This is a genomic window from Marinobacterium jannaschii DSM 6295, from assembly GCF_000620085.1.
GTDB classification, from domain to species: Bacteria; Pseudomonadota; Gammaproteobacteria; order Pseudomonadales; family Balneatricaceae; genus Pontibacterium; species Pontibacterium jannaschii.
Genome location: NZ_JHVJ01000005.1, coordinates 171,548 through 194,637 on the forward strand (window position 1 = coordinate 171,548; position 23,090 = coordinate 194,637).

The window sequence follows — 23,090 nt, forward strand, 5'->3', positions numbered from 1 at the left end:
ATCTATGCTAAGCCCATCTATTTCCGTCGGATAGCGATCTTCCGTCCGATGCTTTCAGGCCTCGGGATTCCGGCATGTTTTGCCTCCAGACGTTCAACATTAGCCCGAATGGCCTCGGGAAATTCACAGCCCTTGCGTGCTTTCCCAGCCATCCATCACCTCAGCGATACAGGGTTGGAGCAAACCTTAGATACCACGTTGTTTGTCCGTCATCCCAGGGGGGCAATACCCACCCGTGATGCGGATACCTTGTATATGATGTCTAAAGAGCTCACTGAGCGTGAAAAGTCGATCAAAGCAAGGTCACACTACGACCGCTGATTCCGGAAAAGTGGATGTCATTTGGCTTGCTGTTGCCACAGCAACGGGAGCAGTCCGAAAGCGTAAACCGGCTTATCAAGCTGTTTCGAGCACGCGCTCGAGTCCTTGCGGATGGGGATCAAAATATTGCCGTGGTAAATAGGGATGACCAGCAGTCACCCTGAGTCGTTCTATGCATCCTTAACTGCGGCTTTTATCTCAGCAGCGTCTCAGATAGCGTGGTAATTTTGTCACCTAGCACGCCGACATTCCTAGCCAGTTCACGGGTGAGATTAAGCAGCAGGATACCGAACGCCTGTGGTAACTCCTCATGCATCTGATAAAACTGGCTGGATGAGATTTCCAGCAAGATACTCTGCTGCTTGGCGATGGCTGTACCATAACGGTCATGGAGGGCAATCATGCCGGTAAAGCCTACATGTTCTCCCGGCTGACATAACCGGGTTAACACCAGCTGGTCCTTAAGCGGTCGGCAAGTCGACAGGCTACCTATGAGGACTATATAGAATTCGTTGACACGGTCCCCCGTTTTGAACAGCATCTCGTCCGCTTCCAACTCAACGATTTTTCCGTTCTCTATTAGCCAGCGCACCGCATCTTCAGGTAAAGCGCCGAATGTCGCTAACTCCCTCAAGTGCTCTAACGGTAGTTCACTTAGCAATACTTCAGGATCAACGGGTTGCATGGTCAACCTCCGCAAGCTCAGGCATTGGATATAGCAAATATAGCAGTGCTAGTTACCCTGCCCTTCCGTGTTAAATCCATAGAGATCCATAAGACTTGTAGAAGAGATTCATTGCGGCCAATGCCATGGCGACACGTACAGCGATGAACAGCTTTCCGTCGTCGACTTTACCCATCAGCTTACTCCCCAACAAAGTGCCCACCACTCCCGCAAGCATCATCAGCAAACACACCGTTAACCACTGCTGCACAGGGAATCCGATGCTGTAAAAGGCGGACAACTTCATCAAGTTCAGCCCCAACATACAGACGGTAATTGAGCCGACAAACTGCAGTTTTTTCAGACTGAAACGTCCCAGAATGCCAGCCAGAGCAGGCCCTGGTGCGCCAACAAAAAACGAGGTGAATGCCGTAATGGAACCGGCAAAGGACAAACCGATAGCAGAACGTCCGACCGGCACACCGTCTGGCTTCCAGGCGGAATAGAGCAAAAAGCAGCCGAGAACCAGGGAGAGCGTGGCGGCGTTGATCTGGTCGAAAACCAGAGCGGCCACTGCGGTACCTGGAATTGCTCCAAGTAGATACTTCCAACAAAGCGGGTAGTCGGCATGGGGACGATAGATGTACATCCTGGACAATAGCGATCCCATCTGAACCATGCCGATGACAGCAATCAGTTCTTTTATCGGCACAAACGCGGATAGCAGGATCACCATAAGTATCCCACCGCCAAAGCCAACCAATGCCGAAATTATGCCCGCACACAGACTGATAAGTGGGAAGAGAAAGTACTCAGCTCCCAGCCCCCAAAAACTAAAGCTCATTTAATGTCATCCGAAATGGGAAATTAGGTAGATCGACTCGTCGACAGCGTTCCGCAGACGGCACTCGCCACGGCTAGCTTTTGTCACAGCAACCGCACCGGTAGGTTTGGGGCAGATACCCTATCAGGCTATCGAATAGAACTAAGCTTAAAAAATAGGATTTAGCGATAGCCGCTATCGCATTTTTATATACGCGCAGTGGCCAAAGCATGATGCAAAATATATCTATGGACACAGCCTTCTTATGTCGGGCAGGTAAATAGACGTAGTTGATCTAACGTCTGCAGAAGGCTGTTTTTTCAGAATTTATAGAACCTGACTTGAAACAGAAAGAGCGTCGTAGGCGAGACATTTCGGGATATTCAGCAGAAAGTTCAGGTATACGAAAATCCTATACGCCGGATATCAACATAGTATTTCCTGCGCATTCAACACATTTGCTAGTTTAGAGCCAGTAGCTGGAGAGGCTCCACCGTAGCACGCTCCAGATCTAACCCTTAACCTCTCGGATTAAATAATAATACTAAAGGGGATTACTCCATGAAGCTGCGCAAAGCCTTTACGAAAACCGTGTCCTGTCTGGCCCTTGCCCTCGCCGGATCGGCACTCGCCGCAGATTACCCAGAACGTCCAGTCAACCTGATTGTCGGCTACAAAGCCGGTGGTGGTGTCGATACCTATGCACGCGCGTTGGCCAAAGTTGCTCCAGATCATCTCGATGGCCAGCCGATTGTCGTGGTAAACAAACCAGGCGGTGGCGGTCTGATCGGCGGGCGCTTTGTTGCCGACCAGCCACCAACAGGCTATTCACTCTATCTGGCGTCTGCAGGCTCAATGGTGCTACGCAACCTTGCCAAACCACAGGTGGTCTCCACCAATGACTTTAAAATGGTAGCAACTATCGGTGAGCTGACCGCAGGGGTATTTGTACCGGCCTCTTCACCGATCAAAACCCTGCCGGAATTGATCGAGAAGATAAAAAGCTCTGGCAATAAAATGCGCTGGGGTCACACCGGTCGCGGCAATGTCTGGCATGTGGCGGGCGTTGGCATGATGAAGAAAAATGAGATCAAAGCTAAGGACATTCCATTCAAAGGTGGTTCTGCCGTGCGCTCTGCTCTAATTAGCAACCAGATTGACTTCGGCGTAATTGGCGCTCATCTGGGACGCGGCTTTGAGGACGATATTCGCTTGCTTGCAGTGCTGTCGGATCGCCGTCACCCGGCAGTCCCCGATATCAGTACAGCGGACGAGTTGGGTGTCCCTTTTACCAAGGTATCCTCTCCAATCATCGTCATGGCACCGAAGCGGGTAAAACACGATACCATCCAGCAGCTGTCTGATGCCGTATTTGAAATGGTCAGCGACAAAGACTACACCGCAGTGATGGACAAGGCAGGATTACCTGTTGCCAACCTTAATTGGGCAGACACAGAAGACCTGGTTAGAAACGTTAAGGTCGGCTGGAAGTCTCTGGTAGGTAAATAAGCAATGAGTACACGCGACCTGAACTACTCAGATCGCCGGGCGCGCATGACTGCGCGCCACGATCTGGCCACAGGCCTGGTAATCGTGGCTCTGGCGATCTTTCTGTTTGTCGAGTCTTTATCGATTCCTGTGGATCCGGAAGAACCCGGCTTAAGCTCACGATTCTTCCCCCAGAGCATCTGTGGCCTTATGGCATTACTCGGCACAATTCTGGCGTTTAATGGCGCTCGAGGCCGAGCAGCTCCAGACGATAAGACAACCTTTGCTGGCAGTGTTTTTGTCCGCAAGGTATTGCCACTATCTGCGCTGAGCTTTGCCTATGTATGGTTGTTTCAACTGTTCGGCTATACCACAGCAACATTGATTACGCTCTATATCGCCAGCTACCTGTTTGGCGTGCGCGGCAAGGCATTGGCCCTGCTGTCTCCGATCATGTCTTTGCTGTTCTATTACCTGTTTTTCGGCCTGATGGGCGTGTTTGAACCGCCGGCAGAGATCTTTGATGTGATGGTTTACCTGAAGGGTTTGTAACGGTACCGACTATGGATTTAATTAACGGTTTTATTACGATTTTTTCTCAGCCGATGACCATGTTGTTTATCGTCATGGGCTCGGTACTGGGAGTTGTGGTTGGCGCTGTACCCGGCCTGACGGCCTCGGCAGCAATCGCGATGTTGGTGCCGATCACCTATTATATCGATCCGCTGTCAGCACTGGCGTTCCTGTACGTGATCGGTAAGGCAGGTCGCTTCGGAGGCTCTATCTCCGCCATTCTATTCAATACGCCCGGCACCACTGCAGCCGCTGCGACCATCCTGGACGGTCACCCGCTGACCCAGAAAGGCCAGGCAGGTAAAGCGCTGAAGACGGCCTCCCTGGCGTCGGCGATTGGCGATTTCACCGGTGAGATCCTGCTGATCTGTGGCGCGCTCACCATTGCTACCTTTACCAAACAGCTGGGACCGCCAGAGTACTTTGCCATCTATGTCTGTGCCTTCCTGATTATCGGCAGCGTCATATCCAGCTCAGTACTGAAAGGCATCATCTCGACACTGTTTGGTGCCTCGCTGGCGATGATCGGCCTCGATCCGATTACCTCAGAGCCACGATTCGATTTCGGCATGATTGAGCTGTACAACGGCCTCTCGCTGGTGCCTTTATTGATCGGTCTGTTCGTGATTTCCGAGGTATTCACCCAGGCAACCCATAATCACGCCAATGATGGTCATCACGACACTGTTAAGGCCAACAACCCGGAGGATAGCCAGCTGTCCTGGAGTGAGGCGAAACGCTGTCTGCCATTTATTGGGAAAGGATCTGCCATCGGCTCCATCGTCGGCCTGCTACCCGGTGTCGGTTCCGCCGTTGCCTGTTTCGTCGCCTATGGTGAAGGTCGCCGCAAAGCGAAAAACGGCGACAAATGGGGTACAGGTGTTATCGAAGGTGTAGCCGCGCCAGAAGCTGCGAACAATGCCGTGTCTGGGCCAAGCATGATCCCACTTCTCGCACTAGGTGTGCCGGGCAGCACCATCGCTGCGATGCTGCTCGGCGTGTTTATGATCCACGGTATTCAGGTCGGTCCGCAGATCTTCGAAACTTCCGGTGATATCGTATACGGCCTGTTCGCCGCTGGCCTGATCGGAATCTTGCTTTACTTCCTGATCGGTTGGTTTGGGAGTGCCTTTATCGGTCGCCAGATTGATAAGATCCCTGCCATCATGATCTACCCTTCTATCCTGGCTGTAGCTTGTGTGTCGGCCTATACAGCGCGCTCAAGCCTGTTTGATGTGGGACTGGCCTGTATATTCGGTGTGATTGGCTATCTGATGCGGGTCACGAACCTGAGTACCGCTGCGGCAGTCATCGCATTTGTACTGGCACCCGGCGCTGAGCAGGCTCTGCGTCAGTCCCTGCTGTTAAGCGATGAAGGCTTTGCAATCTTCTTGGATCGCCCAGTGGCATTGGCTTTCTTCGCCATCCCCGTCTTCGCTATTTCACTGCGCCTTTATTCACGCTTGCGCAGTCAGAAAACTCCAGCGGAAATGCTCGACTCTGCATAAGACCCTGTGGCTAAACCTGCAGGCTTCTTCCTGATAATGTCGGTAGAAGCCTGCCAATTTCCTTTCTAAATTATTAACTTCTGGCCCTGCTGAGATCCCTCACTCCGACGCTTTCCCGTATAGAGTGGCTCACCCTGCCAGACAAAAAGCCCAAGGTACGTTCAATGAAAACCAAGAACATGATCGTCATCATGTCTGACGAACACGCCAACAAGATTATTGGTAGCCACGGCCACCTTTTCATTAAAACTCCCAATATGGACCGCCTGGCCGCAGAGGGATGTCGCTTTACCTCAGCTTACACCAACTCCCCGATCTGCCTACCCGGACGTGCAGCCTTTGCTACCGGCCGCTATGTCAACGAGACCGGGTACTGGGATAATGCCCATCCTTATGAGGGTGCTATTGATAGCTGGGGCCACCTAATTCAACGCAAAGGGGTGAAGTCGGTTTCAATCGGCAAGCTGCACTACCGTAACGAAACCGATGATGTGGGCTTCGACGAGCAGATTCTGCCGATGCATGTAGTCGGCCAGCAAGGCGATATTCTGGGGTCGGTGCGCGATGACCTACCACGCCGAATGAAGTGTAAATCCATGTCCGATCAAATTGGCCCAGGTGAGAGCTCTTACACCCAGTACGATCGCAATATTACCGACCTGTCTTGCAAATGGCTGGATGAAAATGCCAATGAAGGCCCCTTTGTCCTATACATTGGCTTGGTCGCGCCTCACTTCCCGCTGATAGCACCCGAAGCTTTCTATAACTTGTACAAAGATCTGGATATCCCAATGCCGAAGGCCTACGACATTGCGAAGCGTCCCGACCATGGCTGGCTGAATCAGTGGCGCAAATGCTGGATACACGATGAGTTCTTCGATGACGAAAAAGTCATCGTGGCACTGAAAAGCTACTATGGCCTCGTCTCCTTCCTCGACGACAATATCGGCAAGATACTGAATGCGCTGCAAGCGAGCGGCGTCGCGGATGAGACCCAGGTAGTCTATACCTCAGATCACGGTGACAATATGGGCGCTCGCGGACTCTGGGGTAAATCCACCTTCTTCGAGGAAGCTGCCGGCATTCCAATGATCGCCAAAGGCCCCGACATTAAGCCTGGGACAGTGTGTAAGACGCCAGTATCGCTGGTCGACGTAGCCACTACGATCAGTACAGAGATGGGCGGAGATACGCCTGACAGCTGGCCGGGCACTTCATTGAATAAACTGGCTTCGGAGCCATACGATCCGGAGCGAGTTGTATTTGCTGAATACCATGCGGCTGGCGCTATCAGCGGGGCATTTATGCTGCGCAAAGGACGCTATAAATATATCTACTATGTAGGCTTTGAACCGCAGCTATTTGATGTGATCGCCGATCCAGAAGAACTGACAGATATAGCAGGGCTTACAGAAAACGAGGCGCTTCTGCAGCAGTTTGAGCAGGAACTTCGCACTATTTGTGATCCCGAGGAAGTGGATGCCCGCGCCAAGCGTGATCAGAAAAAGCTGGTGGACGAGAATGGTGGTCGAGATGCTATCGTCGCTAAGGGCGGCTTTGGCGCTACTCCAGCACCGGGACAGGACGCAGAATACCGATCCTAACACTCGCTAGCTTTCCTCTTTCGGAGCGCCGTTACCTGCGAGGGTTTCGGCCTTCCGGAGCACTCCATCAAAAGCACTTATATGTATCGGTGCCTGGCCCTTCGCGGACTGGTAGCCTTAGCCAATACTCCCGGCTCATCGTCTTTCACCTGAACTTCACAGCACCGTGAAATTACCGCAGCGGTTTACTCCGCGTCAGCAAGCTTCTTATCGATGGCGCAGATCTCTTTGTGGGTGCCATCACATAAAGGCGGGGTACCACTATGCTTGCACATGCACAGCCAGACATCGCCCTCCTTCTCTGCTTCGAAGACAAGCGGATCAATCCCTGTACCCTGGTGGGAACCATCACAGAACGGTTGAGTTGAAGACCGGCCACAGGCGCACCAAACATAAGTCTCGCCTTTATTCAGGTGAACCTTCATTGGGGCGTCCGCCGCGCGATGGACTGGTGATTTGGACATGATCAGCCTCCGTCGAGATTAACCGATCACCTGCACAATGGTTAGGTACGAAGCGCCGGGATTAAGCGCCCGGGCGGAGCAATGCTGCGGGTGACTAGTACCCTAAAACTAGAAGAGGGTTTAGAGGAGATCAAATCGGCAGGAGATAAACCGGTCGAACGATTGAAACGGAGAGGAGTAAGCAGGGCCGGCATTCAGCGATCCGGCCCCTGCTGAGAGAGCGATTAACCGTCCGCGTTTTCTGACTTGGCCTTAGCGGCATTCAGCTTACGGATCTTGTCAGCCAGCGGGCCACGATTAGCCTGAGCGCCCTTGTTTTCAGCCTTTTTGTTTTCTTCCAGCGTCTTGGCATAGACAGATTTGTTTTTCTTTTTCTTCTCAAGCGCGCGCTTTTTGCGGCTCTCGTAACTGTCAGGATCAGCCAGTTTTTCGCTGCGACGTGGTGCGTTTTCAAAGATGATGACGTTAGCGTCACTACGCTTTTTCTTGGTGCGGCTCATTTTCGTTCCTGCTTGTTCTGTTCAGCAGCGGCCTGTTCGGCGGCGGCTTCAGCTTCCAGCCTGGCCTGCTCTTCAGCGGCCAGACGACGTTTTTCTTCCCACTCTGCGACCGATTCAAAGCTGATTCGCCCCAGCTTTCCGGAGCGCATCTCATGCAACAGCACTTCAGACGCTTTATGCATATCCACTATGCCACCGGGCTTCAGACCACCACGCTTTCTGCCGATGGCATCCAGCAGAGCATCCGGTGAGTCGGGCAGTTGTTTCAGTTTATAGCGTTCACACACCCGCTGAGGGTAGTCGCGGGCGATGAATTCGGCAGCAAACAGCGCTACATCTTCATATTCAATGGCGGTATCACGAATTGCACCGCTGGCCGCCAGGCGATAGCCTGAATCGGGATCTTCGATTTTCGGCCAGAGAATTCCCGGCGTATCCGACAATGCCATGCCGTTCTTCAGGGTGAAACGCTGCTGCGATTTGGTCACTGCGGGCTCATTGCCGACCTTGGCGATGCGTTTACCCAGCAAGGCGTTGATCATGGTGGACTTGCCCACATTGGGAATACCCATAATCATCGCCCGCACCGGACGGTCTGAATTGACGCGTGTCGGTGCCATCTTCTTACAGAGGTCAGGAATACGATTGATCAGCTTTTTCTGCTCAATGTCGATCGAAATCGCGGTAATTCCTTCCTGGCTGTTGAAGTAATCCAGCCACTCCTGTGTACGCTGAGGATCAGCCAGATCACTCTTGTTCAGGAGCTTGATCACCGGCTTCCCTTTACGCAGCTGCTCGACCAGCGGATTTTCGCTGGATTGTGGCAGGCGCGCGTCCAGTACTTCGATGATGACGTCGATTTCGTCCATCACCTTGGCGATCTCTTTCCGGGCTTTATGCATATGCCCCGGAAACCAGTTTATGCTGCTCATGTATTGCCTGAGAGTCCAAATTCTTAGAGACCGCACAGTATACCTTAAATATGCGCCCAGTATCAGGCAGCCGTTTGCGATCGGCCGATTCTTTATATTTTGCATCAGCTATATTTCTGATAGCTCGGTTTTGGGTATACACTTAGTTCTAAGTCGATGGAGTTAAGTGGTAAAAAACGCATGGAATCAATATCTTCCAGCCAGGTCCTGCTGGCCCGTCAGCCAATATTTGATGCCCGCCAACAGGTTATCGCTTATGAGCTGCTGTATCGCAGCGAAGAGTCCAGGGATCAGGCGATATTTCGCGATTCCGCGGCGACCGTTCAGGTCATCCTCAATACCTACACCAGTATCAGTGATGGCGGCGCAGTAAAGCGCCTGCCGGCATTTATCAACCTGACGACCGAACTCCTGCTTGAACGGAGCTTTCCTGAGCTACCAAAGAAGCAAGTCGTGCTGGAACTGCCTGCAGACCTCGAACCCACTCTGGAAACTGCGAAGGCCGTACAGGCGCTGGTACAGGAAGGCTACCGGGTTGCGCTGGATAACTACGGCCATGATGCGCGCTGGGCTCCGCTGCTGAAACTGGCCCATATGGTTAAGATCAATGTAACCGAGCAGAATATGGAACGGCTGGCTGCGGATATCAGACAGCTGGCTGAATTCAAGGTTGTCGCGATTGCCACCCATATCGAAACCCACGAGATGCTAGACCAGTGCCACCGGATTGGCTTCAAGCTGTTCCAGGGGCATTTTCTCAGTAAGCCTAAGATTGTCACTGGACGCCAGGTCAGCGGTAATAGCGTGACATTGCTGCAGCTGATGCAGGCGTTGCAGAATCCGTCGACTAAGCCTGAAGAACTGGAACAACTGATCGTGCGTGATCCGGTGCTCACTTATAAGCTGCTGCGTATTATCAACTCTGCGGCCTATTCGCTGGTGCGAAAAGTTGAGTCAGTGTCTGAAGCGGTCGTGTTGTTAGGGATGGAACAGATCCGCCGCTGGGCCAGCCTGATTACCATGACACAGAATAAAGACAAGCCAGAGGAACTGAGCCGCTCACTGCTGATTCGTGGTCGTATGTGTGAAGAGATCGCGACGGCACAGAAGCGCCCTAACCCCGGCGGCTATTTTATGGCCGGAATGATGTCGGGTTTGCATGCCATACTGGATATCGAGCAAACAGCCATGTTGCAGGAAGTACCGATAGCTGATGATATCCGTCAGGCCATCTTAGGTTTTGAAGGCGACATCGGCCAGGTTTTGCAGAACACCATAAACTACGAGAACGGCGACTGGGATAAGCTTCCGGCCAGTTTTGATGCAACGCTGTACGAGAACAGCTACCGTGCCGGCCTCGCCTGGGCGCAGGAAGCGATGATGGCGATTGCCGACTGATCTTAATTACACGCCAGCCTTTTCAGGCTGGACGCTTCAGTGCCTCGATCACTCTCCGGGCCTGTTACTCAGGCCCGCGTTAATGCAACCATGCAGTCGAAGGCCTTTCCAGCGCGCTGAAGCGGCCGTTGCGGATTTCTATCATTGGAAACATCGACAACCCTATTCCCAGGTGATCAAGTGAAGACATATTGACCGGCCCGGAGGTAGAAATGAATCCCCGGGTACTTTCCAGTGCCTGACGCACCGCTTCCGACTCGGTGGTTCCTGCGCGCCTAATCGCGTTCAGGGCCAGCATCAGGCCGTCATAGGCGTGACCACCAAATACGGAAACAGGCTTGTCATAAGCCGCCTCGAAATGCTTCGTGTAGTCATCTATCACCCTCTGCTGGGCAACGGGAAAACGCATCTTGCCGGAGAGTAGCAGTGCCGGGGCTGGAAACCTGATCCCTTCAGCGGCATCGCCCGCCAGTTTAAGGAAGATGTCGGAGGCAACCCCCTGAGACTCGTAAAGGGGAAGCTCTATCCCAGCCTGGCGGACTTCGCGCGTCACCATCGCGGCACCGGCTCCCGAGGAAAAGACCAGCAGCGCCTGCAGGTCCGGTGTCCGCGCGATCTTCCCGACCTGTTCGGAAACACTCAGGACCCGTGGCGCGTAATGTTCATCAACGGCGATCTCAATACCGAATCCTGCCGCCATTGTTATGGCTTGCTTACGGCCCGAACGGCCAAAGTCAGCACTGCTGGAGATCAGCCCGATACGCCTGATACCGCGCTGTTTCATATCACTGAATATCTTATCCACCACCATCTGATCGGTGTGAGGCGTCTTGAACACCCAGCGCTTTACCGGGTCGACAATAGCACTGGAACCAGCCAGTGCTATATAGGGTATGCGGGCTTTTTCAGCCAGGGGAATGACACTGACGGCTGCCCCTGAGTTACTGCCCCCCAACAGGATATCGACGTTATGATCATTGATCAGGCGCCGTACGCTCTCGCGCGCCAGTCGAACACTGCTGCGGGTATTAAAGTGAATCAACTCAATGGGACGGCCATGAATCCCGCCCTGCTGATTGATGCGCTGGACATAGAGGCGAATTGATTCAATCGCCGGTAAACCGTGCCAGGCGTAGGCGCCACTCTCTGACAGGAATGTGCCGATCTTAATTGGCCGAGGCTTTTCGGGCGCGGCAAAAACATTAGCTGCAAACAGCAGACACAGCGCCCAGCCAGTATTTCGAAACAACGATAATTTAAACATAACCGAACCTGTCGCGGTCGTATCCTGACTGCAGAACACTAATGACAGCAAGGCACCCCAGATACTGTTAGTGATTGAAATTTAAACAAAATTTCACTACGCGATCGGCGTAGTGTACTACGTATCCGGATGGAGTTTAGTCCCAATTACCGATTAATGGGGGGCTGTTCGACTAAAAGATAAAGGCCGTTCTTAAACGGCTCCGGGGCTATTTTGATGACCGCTTTCATACCGATTAAGCGGCCCGGGACGAAAGAATAGCTTCCGCCCCTTGAAGATCGCTCAGCCTGGCCTTAAAGTGCCGCCTGAATCCTCCACAGACAGAGCTCAGCCCATGCCATTACCTACTCCGGTTGCCCGCACCCGCCAGCATAGCCGGCACGTTACCTGTCAGGGATTCCAGCGTGAAGACGGGCTATGGGATATCGAAGCCCATCTGGTGGATATTAAGGATACCCCGCTGGCGCTCAGGGAGCACAAGGCAGGCCTGCTTCCCGCGGACGAGCCGCTGCACGATCTGTCGATACGGATTACGGTCGATCTGGAGCTGAATATTCTGAATGCAGACGTCAGTATGGATGCGACGCCCTACCGTATCTGCCCGGAGATCAGTAGCGCATACAAACACCTGATCGGTGTGCAGATTGCACCGGGATTTACCGCAAAAGTGCGGGCCATGTTCTCAGGCACAAAAGGCTGTACTCATCTGCTGGAACTGCTTGGCCCGCTGGCGACGACGGCCTATCAGGCAACGCATCAGGAGCGGGACCGGCTACACGGCTGGTCGGAAGGAGACCAGCCACCGCCTATGATCAACGGGTGTCATACTTATGATGAGCGCGGACCGGTCATTCAGCAATACTGGCCTGACGCCTACAATGGTGACTGAGCCAGACGGAACGCCCCTTTAGTCTGCTGGCGCCTGCGACTTTTTCATCTGATACAGCGGCACCAGGTCGGCTTCTTCCAGCATAATGCGGGGACGATCCGGCTCCTCTTCGGTCAGTGCTTCCACCAACTCCATCGTTGCCTGACTGCGCTGCGCCAGTGCCTGGTAAGTCCGGGTACCGGCAGATTTCCAGCCGACCTCTTTTTCTGTGACTTCACGGATAACCTTCGCCGGTGAGCCTGCCACCAGAGAACGCGGCGGAATCTCCATGCCCGCTTTAACAAAGGACATAGCCCCGACAATTGAGGACTCACCGATGCTTGCGCCATCCATAATGACTGCATTCATACCAACCAGCGCATTCTTGCCCACGTTACAACCGTGCAGCACTGCGCCGTGACCAATATGACCATCCTCTTCGATCACCGTCTCCGAATTAGGGAAACCATGCATGACGCAGGTATCCTGCACATTGGCACCGCGCTTAATAACCAGACGCCCGAAATCGCCACGCAAGCAGGCGGCAGGCCCGATATAGCAATCAGGCCCGACCACCACATCACCAATCAGTACCGCTGTGGGATGCACATAAGCCGTCGGATCAACCACCGGCACCACACCATCAATGGCGTACACTTTCATTCCATAACCTCCCGAAAATAAACCTCAACACACGACTAATACATAGCTTGTTCTCGCATAGTATCAGGGTTTATCCTTAGTTCACTATTCAAACGGAGTGAAATGATGCTGATCCATCCAAACAAATCCTGCCTGCTGGTCATTGATATTCAGGACAAACTGGTTCCGGCTATCCACGACCCGGACACCATGATTAAAAACACCCGCTGGCTGGCGGAGATTGCCAAGATTATGGAAGTACCGGTTCTCACATCCGAGCAGTATCCTCAGGGCCTGGGGCATACCATTCCTGAACTTCAGGATGTACTCCCTGCTGAGAATGTGATGGAAAAGACCTTTTTCTCCTGTATGTCTGAAGCCAGCTGCAACGAGAAGATCAATGCCCTGCGCCCCAATCAGGTAATTATTACCGGGATGGAAGCCCACGTCTGTGTAATGCAGACAGCCATGCAGCTGAAACAGCAGGCACGCGAGGTCTATGTTGTCGCTGATGCCGTCTCTTCACGTAACCCGGAAGATAAGGCGATGGCGCTGGAACGCATGCGTCAGTGCGGTATCTATATTGTGACCCGTGAAATGGTCGCCTTCGAGTGGATGCAGCGCTCCGGCACCGAACAGTTCAGACATATCAGCAAGAACTTCCTGCGCTGATCCGGCTTACCGCGTCTTCACATCACTCAACAGCGCGCTACATAGCGATATCAGCTAGCACGGGGTGAGAATCAAAGCCTGGTCACCGCACCAGACGCATAAAAAACCGCGTCCCTAAGGACGCGGTTTTTTGTGGAAGCATATCGGTGTCCCGAGCCACCGTGGTGCTACTGTGTTGCTCAGTTAGTGAAGCGCGTCGTATTTACGACGAATTTCGATCAGCTGCGGCTGAATTTCCAACGGAGCGTAATTCATCGCCTGCTCAAACAGATCCTTGTTCTCTTCTGAGAGCCGTTCCTCTTCTGACATAGCAGACAGTTTTTCCATGGCTTCAATAAACTTAGGGTGAGCTTTATTAGCTTGCGACATCGGATTGCCCTCCGGTGAAGTGGGACACAACATGACCTGGTGTCCAGTCAGGCTCAGCTGTATTGTAGCTAAAAGCGCTGCTTAAACCTATCCGGAGCGAAATATCGGAGCCTGGAAAATGGCTCTGACCGGCTGCGACAGGTTTGCCGCAGCCCGCCTTGTACATCAGATGCGCAGGCCGCCGTCCATCTCGATGATACGGCCGGTGAAGAAGTCATTTTCGATAATATAACGCAGGGTATGCGCCATCTCTTCAACCTGGCCGAGACGTTTCAGGGGTACCGCTGCAACCATACGGTCGATCGCTTCCGGTTTCATCTGCGCGGTCATCTCAGTGGCGATCACACCCGGTGCGATACCGCCGGTACGGATACCGTGGCGCGCCAGCTCTTTACCCCAGCTGACGACCATAGTGGCAACGGCTGCTTTTGTGGCGGAGTAGTTGGTCTGACCCATATTACCCGCACGGGAAACAGAGGATACATTCACAATCACACCCCCCTCTCCCTGTTGCGCCATAATAGCCGCAGCTTCACGGCCACAGAGGAAAGTACCGGTCATATTGACATTGACCACAGAGTTGAACTGATCCAGCGACATTTTCGCCAGCAGCTCGCCCTCTTTGACCTTGATCAGCATACCATCGCGCATCAGGCCGGCATTGTTCACCAGTCCATTGATTTTGCCAAAATCCTGCTTGATCTGCGCAAATGTCGCCTCGACAGCCGCTTCCTCAGTGATATTGCAGATATAACCACGGGCTTCGCCGCCCTGTTCGGCGCAGGCGCCAGCTGCCACATCCAGGTCATCCTGATTCAGGTCTATCAGCGCCAGTTTCGCGCCTTGTGCGGCCAGACTTTCTGCCATTGCCCGTCCCAGACCACGGCCACCACCGGTGATAACGAAGACATTGTCTTTAATCTGCATCTCTTATCCCCTTGCATAAGTTGTCGAGTTATAGCTTTACGTTAACGTCAACTTATACCTTTTTACGTAACTAAAGGCGAGCACTTTATACAGGATTACCCCTACCCATGGATCTGAAATGTTCCTCCAGCCTGGGCTCCAGACACAAAAAAGCCGGCATATCCTGAGATATGCCGGCTTTTTCACAGAATTCGATTAGAAATCGATGGTTACATCGCTCTGAGGCACACTGCAGCAGGTCAGGATGAAGCCTTCTGCTACATCTTCATCGGTAATACCACCGTTGTGGGTCATCTCCACATCACCGGAGGTTTTCGGCAGCTTACAGGTACCGCAGATGCCCATACCGCAGGCTTTCGGAATATGCAGGCCAAGTTTGGCCGCGGCCGCGTGAACGGTTTCTCCCGGTGCGATCTTAGTGGCCTTACCGGTCTGAGTGAACTCGACGGTGATCAGGTCAGAGTTATCCAGTGCTTCCAGGTCTTCCTGCGCCTGTTCAGCAGATTCTACTGCGTTTTCAACATCTTCTGCCGGAGTCTCACCAAAGGACTCTTCGTGGTAGCGGGTCATATCGAAGCCGGCTTCCTCCAGCAGGCGTTTGACCGCGCGCATATAGGGAGTCGGGCCACAGCAGAAGACTTCGCGGTCCATAAAGTCAGGCGCAATCATCTCCAGCATGGTGTGATTGAGGTAGCCACGGTAGCCGGACCAGCTCTCACCAATGTCGTATTTCTCACAGATCAGGGCCAGCTCGAAGTTAGAAATACGGGAACACATATGTTCCAGCTCTCCACGGAAGATAATATCCTTCGGAGTACGGGCACTGTGGGCGAAGACCATATCCACTTCGGCGTTGGTGTCGAAGAACCAGCGCGCCATAGACATGACCGGCGTGATACCTACGCCACCGGAGAGCAGCAGGACCTTATCCGACGGGAAATCCATGCAGTTGAACACGCCGACCGGGCCGTGTACCGGGATCATCATCCCCTCTTCGATATTGTCATGCATCCAGTTGGATACCTGACCGCCCGGTACACGCTTGATCGTTACAGAGAAGCTGTATGGAACGGATGGAGAACTGGAGATGGTGTAGGAACGCATAACCTGTACGCCTTCGATCTCAAGTTCCAGTGTCACAAACTGACCTGGCTTGAAGAAGAACATAACAGGCTGTTCAGCCATAAAGCAGAACGTACGAACGTCCCAGGTTTCCTGAATTACTTTTACACAACGAACCATATGTCGGCCATTAGTCCAGGTTTGTGTAGTAACTGGATTCAGGCCGTCATTGTTTACCGGGTTAACAGTGGCTGTTGTCATTGTTGTTATCTCATTAATATATGCACATAGAACGTCTCATGGCGAAACGTCACCGCCTTGTATGGGGCCATTCTGTTCCTCGTCGCCTCTGAACGTTTCTCCAAAAACGACAAAAAGTTATCTAAACACCACCACTAGGGGGATTGAGGGGGGAGTGACGTCGAAAAACACACCTGTTTTTGTCGTAAACGGATAACCCTGATTTCGGAAGTTGGCGCAAGATGCACCTCAGACGCACCAACCCCAAACACGCTTTAGCATTCCGCTAGAGAACTGGGGCGTCGTCGACTTAAATGACCTTACAGAATGTAAGGGTACAGGTGAGAAGATAGCCGTACGTCGGCGTCGATGAGGATAACAATAAATGAACCAGAATGACCTGCTGAACATCACTTATGGCAGCTACGAAAGCGCTCGTGAGGAGATGGATCGCCTGCTGAAAGAACGCAAACGTAACTACTCTCTGGATCGTCCGCTGTACAACGATCCGCACATGTTCCGCGCTGATATGGAAGAGATCTTCCAGAAAGAGTGGCTGTTTGCCGGCATGACAAGTGAGATTCCTAACCGTGGTGATTACTTCACTATGGAAGTAGGCCAGAACCCGGTACTGATCGTACGTGGTCCGGATGGCGAAGTTAACGCCTTCCACAACACCTGCCGTCACCGTGGTTCACGTATCTGCCTCGAACATCGTGGCAAAGTTGCGAATCTGGTATGCCCATACCACCAGTGGACTTATGACCTGAAAGGTAACCTGCTGTTTGCCGGTACCGAAATGGGTGATGAGTTCGACATGAAAGCTCACGGACTGAAAAAAGCACACTGCAAAACCGGTGGTGGCTTTATCTTCGTAGCTCTGGGCAAGCAAGAACCTGAAGCGAAAGAGTTCGATGAATTCCTGGCGACGCTGGACGAATACATGGAACCGTACGATGTTGATAACACCAAGCTGGCGGTGGAATCCAACATGTACGAGAAAGCTAACTGGAAGTTGGTTATTGAGAACAACCGGGAGTGCTACCACTGCGCAGGCAGCCATCCTGAGTTGCTGAACACGCTGCAGGAGTGGGATGACACGAACGATCCACGTGCTTCCGAAGAGTTCCTGGCTCAATACGCACGTCAGTCTGCCGAGTGGGAAGCTGAAGGTATCCCGCACGAGCACAAATGGTTCGACGGCGGCCGTAACCGTATCGTACGTATGCCTCTGAAAGAAGGCGCCGAGGTTATGACCATCGACGGTTCCCAGGGTTGTGCCAAGACGATGGGTCGCATTAAGAACCGCGAACTGGGTTCTATGCGTATCCTGCATCTGCCTAACTCCTGGAACCACATGCAGAGCGACCACTTCATCGTGTTCCGCGTACTGCCTATCTCCGCGCAGGAGTCTCTGGTTACAACCAAGTGGTTCGTACACAAGGACGCTGTTGAAGGCATCGATTACGATCCTGCCCGCCTGCGTCAGGTTTGGGACGCAACCAACGACCAGGACCGTGTTCTGGGCGAGCAGAACCAGCTGGGCATCAACTCCATGGCTTACCAGCCAGGCCCTTACTCCGAGACTTTCGAGTTCGGCGTGGTGAACTTCATGGATTGGTACAGCGAAACTGTTCAGAAAAACCTGAATAAATAAGCGACTGACCTGAACAGAAAAAGAGAGCCCCTGCTACGGCAGCGGCTCTCTTTTTTGCCTTCAGCTATCCGTCTTTTACTCAGATCGCCCTGAGAACGTTTTCGACACTCTCTCTGGCATCACCAAACAACATCCGGGTGTTCTCATTGAAGAACAGCGGATTCTCCACCCCGGCATACCCCGATGCCATACCACGCTTAAACACCACTACATTGCGGGCGTTCCAGACCTCCAGCACCGGCATACCGGCGATAGGGCTACCCGGTTCACGCGCCGCAGGATTGACGGTATCGTTGGCGCCGATCACCAGCACCGTATCGGTGGAGTCCAGCTCCTCATTGATCTCTTCCAGGTCATGGACGATGTCGTAAGGCACCCGCGCTTCGGCCAGCAAGACATTCATATGGCCCGGCAGGCGCCCGGCCACCGGATGAATACCGAAGTGGACCTTGATGCCCATTTCACGCAGCTTATGGCAGATCTCCGATACCGGATACTGTGCCTGCGCCACCGCCATGCCGTAGCCCGGTGTGATCACCACACTTGAAGAGCCGCGCAGCAGCTCAGCCACCTCTTCCGGAGTCGTCGCAGTATGCTCACCCTGCAGGCCCTCACCCGACGATGCCGTAGTGTCGTTACCGAAGCCACCGGCAATCACCGAGATAAAGGAGCGATTCATACCTTTACACATGATGTAACTGAGGATGGCACCGGATGAACCCACCAGCGCGCCGGTCACTATCAGCAGGTCGTTGGAGAGCATAAAACCGGCAGCTACCGCCGCCCAACCCGAGTAGGAGTTGAGCATCGATACCACGACCGGCATGTCGGCACCGCCGATGGACGCCACCAGATGCCAGCCGAACAGCAGTGCAATCAGGGTCATTACCACCAGAGCAACGGTATTGCCACCGGCACCGACAAACTCAACCATCAGCCAGAATGAGACCAGAATCGCCGCCAGGTTCAGCTTATGGCGGTGCGGTAACATCAGCGCCTTGGATGAGACGATGCCACGCAACTTGCCGAATGCGATCACCGAACCGGTAAAGGTCACAGCACCGATAAAGACGCCGAGAAACACCTCTGAAAGGTGGATGTTCTGCATCACCTGACTCATCTCGCCATGATCGAAGTAGCTGTTATAACCGACCAGCACCGCCGCCAGGCCAACGAAACTATGCAGTATCGCCACCATTTCCGGCATTTCAGTCATCGCCACACGGCCCGCCAGGCGCAGGCCAATCACCGCGCCTGCGGCCATGGCCGCGATAATCCAGGCCAGTCCCTCTACCGATGGATCTGACAGGGTCGCAATCAGGGCGATGGCCATGCCGCTGACACCGCACCAGAGTCCGCGCTGGGAAGTTTCCTGTTTGGACAAGCCGGCGAGACTGAGAATGAACAGAGCTGAGGCAATGATATAAGCGGTTGCAAGTAATCCTTCTGACATAACTTAATCCCCCTCTTTCTGGAACATTTTCAGCATCCTGCGCGTCACCGAGAAGCCGCCGACGATATTAATAGTGGCGATAAACACCGCCACAATCGCCAGCAGTGAGACGAGGTTGAACTGTTCTCCCATCTGCAACAGTGCTCCCACCACAATGATGCCTGAGATGGCGTTAGTCACACTCATCAAAGGGGTATGCAGTGAGTGAGTCACATTCCAGACCACGTAGTAACCGATAAAGCAGGCCAGTACGAAGATCATAAAGTGGGACAGGAACTCCGCCGGAGCGTAATTGGCCACCAGGCCGGTCACCAGTGCCGCAGCCCCCAGCAGGCTGTACTTAACTACCGGCGAGATCGATTTGGGAGCTGGCAACTCCGGTTCCGCCGCTATGGCCGGCTTCTGCTGTGCCGGCTGGGCACTGACCTGAATTGGCGGAGCCGGCCAGGTTACTTCGCCATCTTTTACCACCGTGGCGCCACGGATCACCTGATCCTCGAAGTCGATCTCGATATCGCCATCTTTATGCGGAGTCAGCAGCTTCAGCAGGTTTACCAGATTAGTCGCGTAAAGCTGGGAGGACTGCGCCGGTAAGCGGCCCGGCAGGTCGTTATAGCCGATAATGGTGACACCGTTGTCGGTGACACTGACTTCGCCACTGACGCAAAGCTCACAGTTACCGCCATTCGGTGCTGCCAGGTCGACGATCACGCTACCACGTTTCATCGAAGCCACCATCTCGGCGGTAATCAGCCGGGGGGCGGGTTTACCCGGAATCAGCGCAGTGGTGATAATGATATCCACCTCCTGTGCCTGTTCGGCAAACAACGCCATCTCTGCTTCGATAAAGGCCTTACTCATCACCTTGGCATAGCCATCACCGCTGCCGCCCTCTTCCTCGATTTCAACCTCAAGGAATTCGGCTCCCATACTGGTGATCTGCTCTTTTACCTCGGGGCGGGTATCAAACGCACGCACTATAGCGCCGAGACTGGCGGCGGTACCGAGCGCAGACAGTCCGGCGACACCCGCGCCGATCACCAACACTTTGGCGGCAGGCACCTTGCCGGCAGCGGTTATCTGGCCGGTAAAGAAACGCCCGAAATGGTTGGCGGCCTCCACCACGGCGCGATAACCGGCAATATTAGCCATCGAACTGAGCGCATCCATCGACTGGGAGCGCGACAGGCGCGGAATCGAATCCATCGCCAAGACATTGATCTTTTTCTCCGCCAGAGTTTTTAACAGCGCTTCATTTTGGGCTGGCCAGATAAAGCTGATCAGAGTGGCACCAGGCTTAAACAGCCCGATCTCACCGTCGCCCGCCTCATCCCAGCTCGGAGCATTGACCTTCAGTACCAGATCAGCGGCGAATGCCGTGGCACTGTCTTCGCAAACCATCGCGCCAACATGACGATAGTCGTTATCACTAAGTCCGGCGTGAATACCGGCCCCCTTCTCTACGGTAACGCTGAAACCGAGCCGGATCAGACCGGCCACGCTGTCGGGTGTCGCCGCGACGCGTGTTTCGCCCTCAAGACTTTCCGCGGGAATTCCTATCAGCATGATTTTCCCCTGATTGTTGTTATATTTCGCCGGCGAGGACGATCCGGGCCCCGCCTGTTGGGTTAGATCCTTAATCGGCCGAAAGCGCTCCGTAAAACCGCAGGATTAGTTCCGGCCCCTGTTGAAATATAGACGCTCAGGGGAAATTGTTGCTGGCCAATCAGTCTGTTAGCGCGGCAATCGCATGATCGAGGTTGATTTCGGCCCTGCCCGTCAGCCCCTGTTTCAGCTCCCACTCGTAACCACGGATCGCCAATACCCAGACCTCGGGCAGGTAATCAAAGCAGGTCTGACAGGTGGCCATAAGCGTTGGGATTGAAAGGGCATGGGAGGTGAAACTGAAATCCATCAACGCGGCCTCCCGGCTCAGGCTGAAGCTTTGCAGTGTCAACGACTTACTGGCATCGACAAAAAGCACTCGGCGTTTTTGGCTGATCAGGTCGGCATCTTCGAGAAACAACTGGTAGTTGCGCAGTAACTCCGCTTTTGGACAGATCGGCTCCCGCTCCAGCCAGTCGATAAAGGCCCAGCCTAAACCGTCATCCTGACGGCCTGCATTGCCGATACCGTAGATCAGACAGTCCGGGCGGTTAAACGCCTCCAGTGTTATGGCAACTGCACTATCTGAATTTCTCATCGATCAGCTCCCCCGCAGAGTCATAGAGTGACACCTGTAACGGCATCTCACCAAGGGCGTGGGTGGCACAGCTGAGGCAGGGGTCATAGGCGCGGATACCCACCTCAATGGCGTTCATCATTCCTTCGGTGATCTCGGCATTGCCGCCGACATAAGCCTCGGCCACGGAACGGACGGTACGGTTTATCACTGTATTGTTCTGGGTGGTGGAGACGACCAGGTTGGCAAAGGTAATCCGCCCCTCTCTATCGGCGCGGTAATGGTGTAGCAGGGTCCCGCGTGGTGCTTCCACCACCCCGATCCCTTCGCCGGTCCAGGCGTTGTCGGCCGGTGTCAGCAGCAATGACTCTTGCTGCAGGTCCGGATCGTTCAGCAACTGTTTGATCAGTTCGGCAGCGTGGATGATCTCGATCGCCCGTGCCCAGTTAGTATGCAGGGTCTTGTCGTTGGCCTTGCCGTGGGTATAAGCATGGAAACGTTCAAGTGCCGCCTGGGCCAGCGGCGTCGAATAAGACTGAGTGATATTCACGCGGGCCAGCGGGCCGACCCGCAGTGAACCTTTATCCCGTCCCAGCTCCTTCAGGTAGGGAAACTTCATATAGCTCCACTCCTCGGTCGCTTCGGCAAAATGCTCAAGGTAGTCATGGTAGTCCAGTTCGCGGACGATTTTCTTATCCCGATCCATAATCCGCATCTTGCCGTGGTAGTAATCGACGTTACCCTCATCATCCACCAGACACATATTCAGCGCCGGAACCTCGGCAAAGCGGTCCACCTCGGCACGGTGCTTGTTATGAAAGTCATAGAACAGCTGGAGGCCGTCCTGGGCGTAATCGATCACCTCATCGATCGACAGTAGTCCCGCCTCGCCGTTCAGGAAGCGGTCGCGCTGTTCAATACTGAGATTGCTGTTCACCCCACCCGGCACCGAACTGATACCGTGCATTCGCTTGCCCAGCACCGCCTTGATCAGTTCCTGTCCCCATTTACGCAGTGCCACCACCCGCTTAACCAGTGCCGGATTCTGCTCCACCAGGCCGAGCAGATTGCGCTGCTCCGGCGGAGCATTCATACCGAACAGCATCTCGGGTACAACCAGGTAAAAATAAGCCGTGACATGGGATTGAAGCTGCTGGGCATAGTGCCCCAAACGGCGAATTTTTTCCGGCGTTGGCAACATTTCAATACCGGTACTCAGGCCAACACCGACGATATCATCCAGTGCCTTGGCACCGCAGAGGTGATGGCTGACAAAACAGATACCACAGATTCGTTGCAGCAGCATCGGTGCCTCCCAATAGGGATGGCCCTGCACAAAACGCTCAAAACCACGGAATTCGACGACATGCAGTCTGGCGGCGGTCACCCTGTTATCGTCATCCAGATGGACTGTCACTTTTCCGTGGCCCTCAATTCGGGTAACGGGATCTATCACCAGCTTTCTGCTCATCGCGGCCT

At 53.7% G+C, this 23,090-nt stretch carries 22 protein-coding genes; 8 read left to right on the forward strand and 14 right to left on the reverse strand.

All coding sequences use genetic code 11. The features are described from left to right. Positions 1–514: 514 nt before the first annotated feature. Together Q354_RS0104130 and Q354_RS0104135 are read right to left on the reverse strand one after the other, a co-directional pair. Positions 515–1,006 (reverse strand): cyclic nucleotide-binding domain-containing protein, encoded by a 492-nt coding sequence (locus tag Q354_RS0104130; RefSeq protein WP_027856511.1) that lies wholly within the window; start codon positions 1,004–1,006, stop codon positions 515–517. A gap of 70 nt (positions 1,007–1,076) precedes the next feature. Further along, entirely contained in the window at positions 1,077–1,829 is a 753-nt protein-coding gene (locus tag Q354_RS0104135; protein WP_027856512.1) for a sulfite exporter TauE/SafE family protein, read from the reverse strand. Positions 1,830–2,369: 540 nt separating this feature from the next. On the opposite strand from Q354_RS0104135, the gene Q354_RS0104140 reads away from it, so the two are divergent. From Q354_RS0104140 to Q354_RS0104155, 4 genes are all read left to right on the forward strand, one after another. Then, complete coding sequence (locus Q354_RS0104140) at positions 2,370–3,317, forward strand: tripartite tricarboxylate transporter substrate binding protein (RefSeq protein ID WP_027856513.1); 948 nt, start codon at positions 2,370–2,372, stop codon at positions 3,315–3,317. Between the two features lie 3 nt (positions 3,318–3,320). Next, positions 3,321–3,848, forward strand: coding sequence for a tripartite tricarboxylate transporter TctB family protein (locus tag Q354_RS0104145; RefSeq protein WP_027856514.1), 528 nt, complete (start codon positions 3,321–3,323; stop codon positions 3,846–3,848). A gap of 11 nt (positions 3,849–3,859) precedes the next feature. Next, positions 3,860–5,377, forward strand: a complete 1,518-nt coding sequence (locus Q354_RS0104150; RefSeq protein ID WP_027856515.1) for a tripartite tricarboxylate transporter permease — start codon at positions 3,860–3,862, stop codon at positions 5,375–5,377. A gap of 164 nt (positions 5,378–5,541) precedes the next feature. Next, on the forward strand, positions 5,542–6,981 hold the full coding sequence (locus tag Q354_RS0104155) for a sulfatase-like hydrolase/transferase (RefSeq protein ID WP_027856516.1): 1,440 nt from the start codon (positions 5,542–5,544) through the stop codon (positions 6,979–6,981). Between the two features lie 185 nt (positions 6,982–7,166). Here the strand turns inward: Q354_RS0104155 and Q354_RS24540 are convergent, their stop codons facing one another. The 3 genes from Q354_RS24540 to ylqF all read right to left on the reverse strand — a co-directional run bounded on the left by Q354_RS24540 (position 7,167) and on the right by ylqF (position 8,877). After that, positions 7,167–7,445, reverse strand: a complete 279-nt coding sequence (locus tag Q354_RS24540) for a CDGSH iron-sulfur domain-containing protein (RefSeq protein WP_051559873.1) — start codon at positions 7,443–7,445, stop codon at positions 7,167–7,169. Between the two features lie 224 nt (positions 7,446–7,669). Further along, entirely contained in the window at positions 7,670–7,945 is a 276-nt protein-coding gene (locus Q354_RS0104165) for a hypothetical protein (RefSeq protein WP_027856517.1), read from the reverse strand. Then, positions 7,942–8,877 (reverse strand): ribosome biogenesis GTPase YlqF, encoded by a 936-nt coding sequence (gene ylqF / locus Q354_RS0104170; protein WP_027856518.1) that lies wholly within the window; start codon positions 8,875–8,877, stop codon positions 7,942–7,944. The genes Q354_RS0104165 and ylqF overlap by 4 nt, the downstream gene beginning before the upstream one ends. Before the next feature lie 180 nt (positions 8,878–9,057). On the opposite strand from ylqF, the gene Q354_RS0104175 reads away from it, so the two are divergent. Then, a complete protein-coding gene (locus tag Q354_RS0104175) occupies positions 9,058–10,275 on the forward strand; it encodes an EAL and HDOD domain-containing protein (RefSeq protein ID WP_027856519.1) in 1,218 nt (405 codons plus the stop codon). Positions 10,276–10,354: 79 nt separating this feature from the next. Here the strand turns inward: Q354_RS0104175 and Q354_RS0104180 are convergent, their stop codons facing one another. Then, a complete protein-coding gene (locus tag Q354_RS0104180; RefSeq protein ID WP_027856520.1) occupies positions 10,355–11,539 on the reverse strand; it encodes an ABC transporter substrate-binding protein in 1,185 nt (394 codons plus the stop codon). Between the two features lie 334 nt (positions 11,540–11,873). On the opposite strand from Q354_RS0104180, the gene Q354_RS0104185 reads away from it, so the two are divergent. Then, the gene (locus Q354_RS0104185) at positions 11,874–12,428 is read left to right on the forward strand and encodes a DUF2889 domain-containing protein (RefSeq protein WP_027856521.1); all 555 of its coding nucleotides are present in this window, start codon (positions 11,874–11,876) and stop codon (positions 12,426–12,428) included. Between the two features lie 18 nt (positions 12,429–12,446). Here the strand turns inward: Q354_RS0104185 and Q354_RS0104190 are convergent, their stop codons facing one another. Next, positions 12,447–13,070: a phenylacetic acid degradation protein PaaY gene (locus tag Q354_RS0104190; RefSeq protein WP_027856522.1), complete on the reverse strand. Its 624-nt coding sequence runs from the start codon at positions 13,068–13,070 to the stop codon at positions 12,447–12,449. A 102-nt stretch (positions 13,071–13,172) separates the two neighbouring features. Here Q354_RS0104190 and Q354_RS0104195 point away from each other — a divergent pair, with 102 nt between their 5' ends. Beyond that, complete coding sequence (locus Q354_RS0104195; protein ID WP_322786130.1) at positions 13,173–13,721, forward strand: hydrolase; 549 nt, start codon at positions 13,173–13,175, stop codon at positions 13,719–13,721. 183 nt (positions 13,722–13,904) lie between these two features. Here Q354_RS0104195 and Q354_RS0104200 read toward each other — a convergent pair whose 3' ends face one another. The 3 genes from Q354_RS0104200 to Q354_RS0104210 all read right to left on the reverse strand — a co-directional run bounded on the left by Q354_RS0104200 (position 13,905) and on the right by Q354_RS0104210 (position 16,340). Continuing rightward, on the reverse strand, positions 13,905–14,090 hold the full coding sequence (locus tag Q354_RS0104200) for a hypothetical protein (protein ID WP_027856524.1): 186 nt from the start codon (positions 14,088–14,090) through the stop codon (positions 13,905–13,907). 165 nt (positions 14,091–14,255) lie between these two features. Continuing rightward, positions 14,256–15,017 carry an SDR family oxidoreductase gene (locus tag Q354_RS0104205; protein WP_027856525.1) on the reverse strand — a complete coding sequence of 254 codons (762 nt, stop codon included), beginning with the start codon at positions 15,015–15,017 and terminating at the stop codon, positions 14,256–14,258. A gap of 195 nt (positions 15,018–15,212) precedes the next feature. Further along, positions 15,213–16,340, reverse strand: coding sequence for a hybrid-cluster NAD(P)-dependent oxidoreductase (locus tag Q354_RS0104210; RefSeq protein WP_036228454.1), 1,128 nt, complete (start codon positions 16,338–16,340; stop codon positions 15,213–15,215). Positions 16,341–16,704: 364 nt separating this feature from the next. On the opposite strand from Q354_RS0104210, the gene Q354_RS0104215 reads away from it, so the two are divergent. Beyond that, positions 16,705–17,976, forward strand: a complete 1,272-nt coding sequence (locus tag Q354_RS0104215; protein WP_027856527.1) for an aromatic ring-hydroxylating oxygenase subunit alpha — start codon at positions 16,705–16,707, stop codon at positions 17,974–17,976. A gap of 79 nt (positions 17,977–18,055) precedes the next feature. Here Q354_RS0104215 and pntB read toward each other — a convergent pair whose 3' ends face one another. From pntB to Q354_RS0104235, 4 genes are all read right to left on the reverse strand, one after another. Further along, positions 18,056–19,429: a Re/Si-specific NAD(P)(+) transhydrogenase subunit beta gene (gene pntB, locus Q354_RS0104220; RefSeq protein ID WP_027856528.1), complete on the reverse strand. Its 1,374-nt coding sequence runs from the start codon at positions 19,427–19,429 to the stop codon at positions 18,056–18,058. Positions 19,430–19,432: 3 nt separating this feature from the next. After that, entirely contained in the window at positions 19,433–20,995 is a 1,563-nt protein-coding gene (locus Q354_RS0104225; RefSeq protein WP_027856529.1) for a Re/Si-specific NAD(P)(+) transhydrogenase subunit alpha, read from the reverse strand. A 160-nt stretch (positions 20,996–21,155) separates the two neighbouring features. After that, entirely contained in the window at positions 21,156–21,632 is a 477-nt protein-coding gene (locus tag Q354_RS0104230) for a hydrogenase maturation protease (RefSeq protein WP_051559874.1), read from the reverse strand. Next, positions 21,616–23,082, reverse strand: a complete 1,467-nt coding sequence (locus tag Q354_RS0104235) for a Ni/Fe hydrogenase subunit alpha (RefSeq protein WP_027856531.1) — start codon at positions 23,080–23,082, stop codon at positions 21,616–21,618. The genes Q354_RS0104230 and Q354_RS0104235 overlap by 17 nt, the downstream gene beginning before the upstream one ends. Positions 23,083–23,090 lie beyond the last annotated feature (8 nt).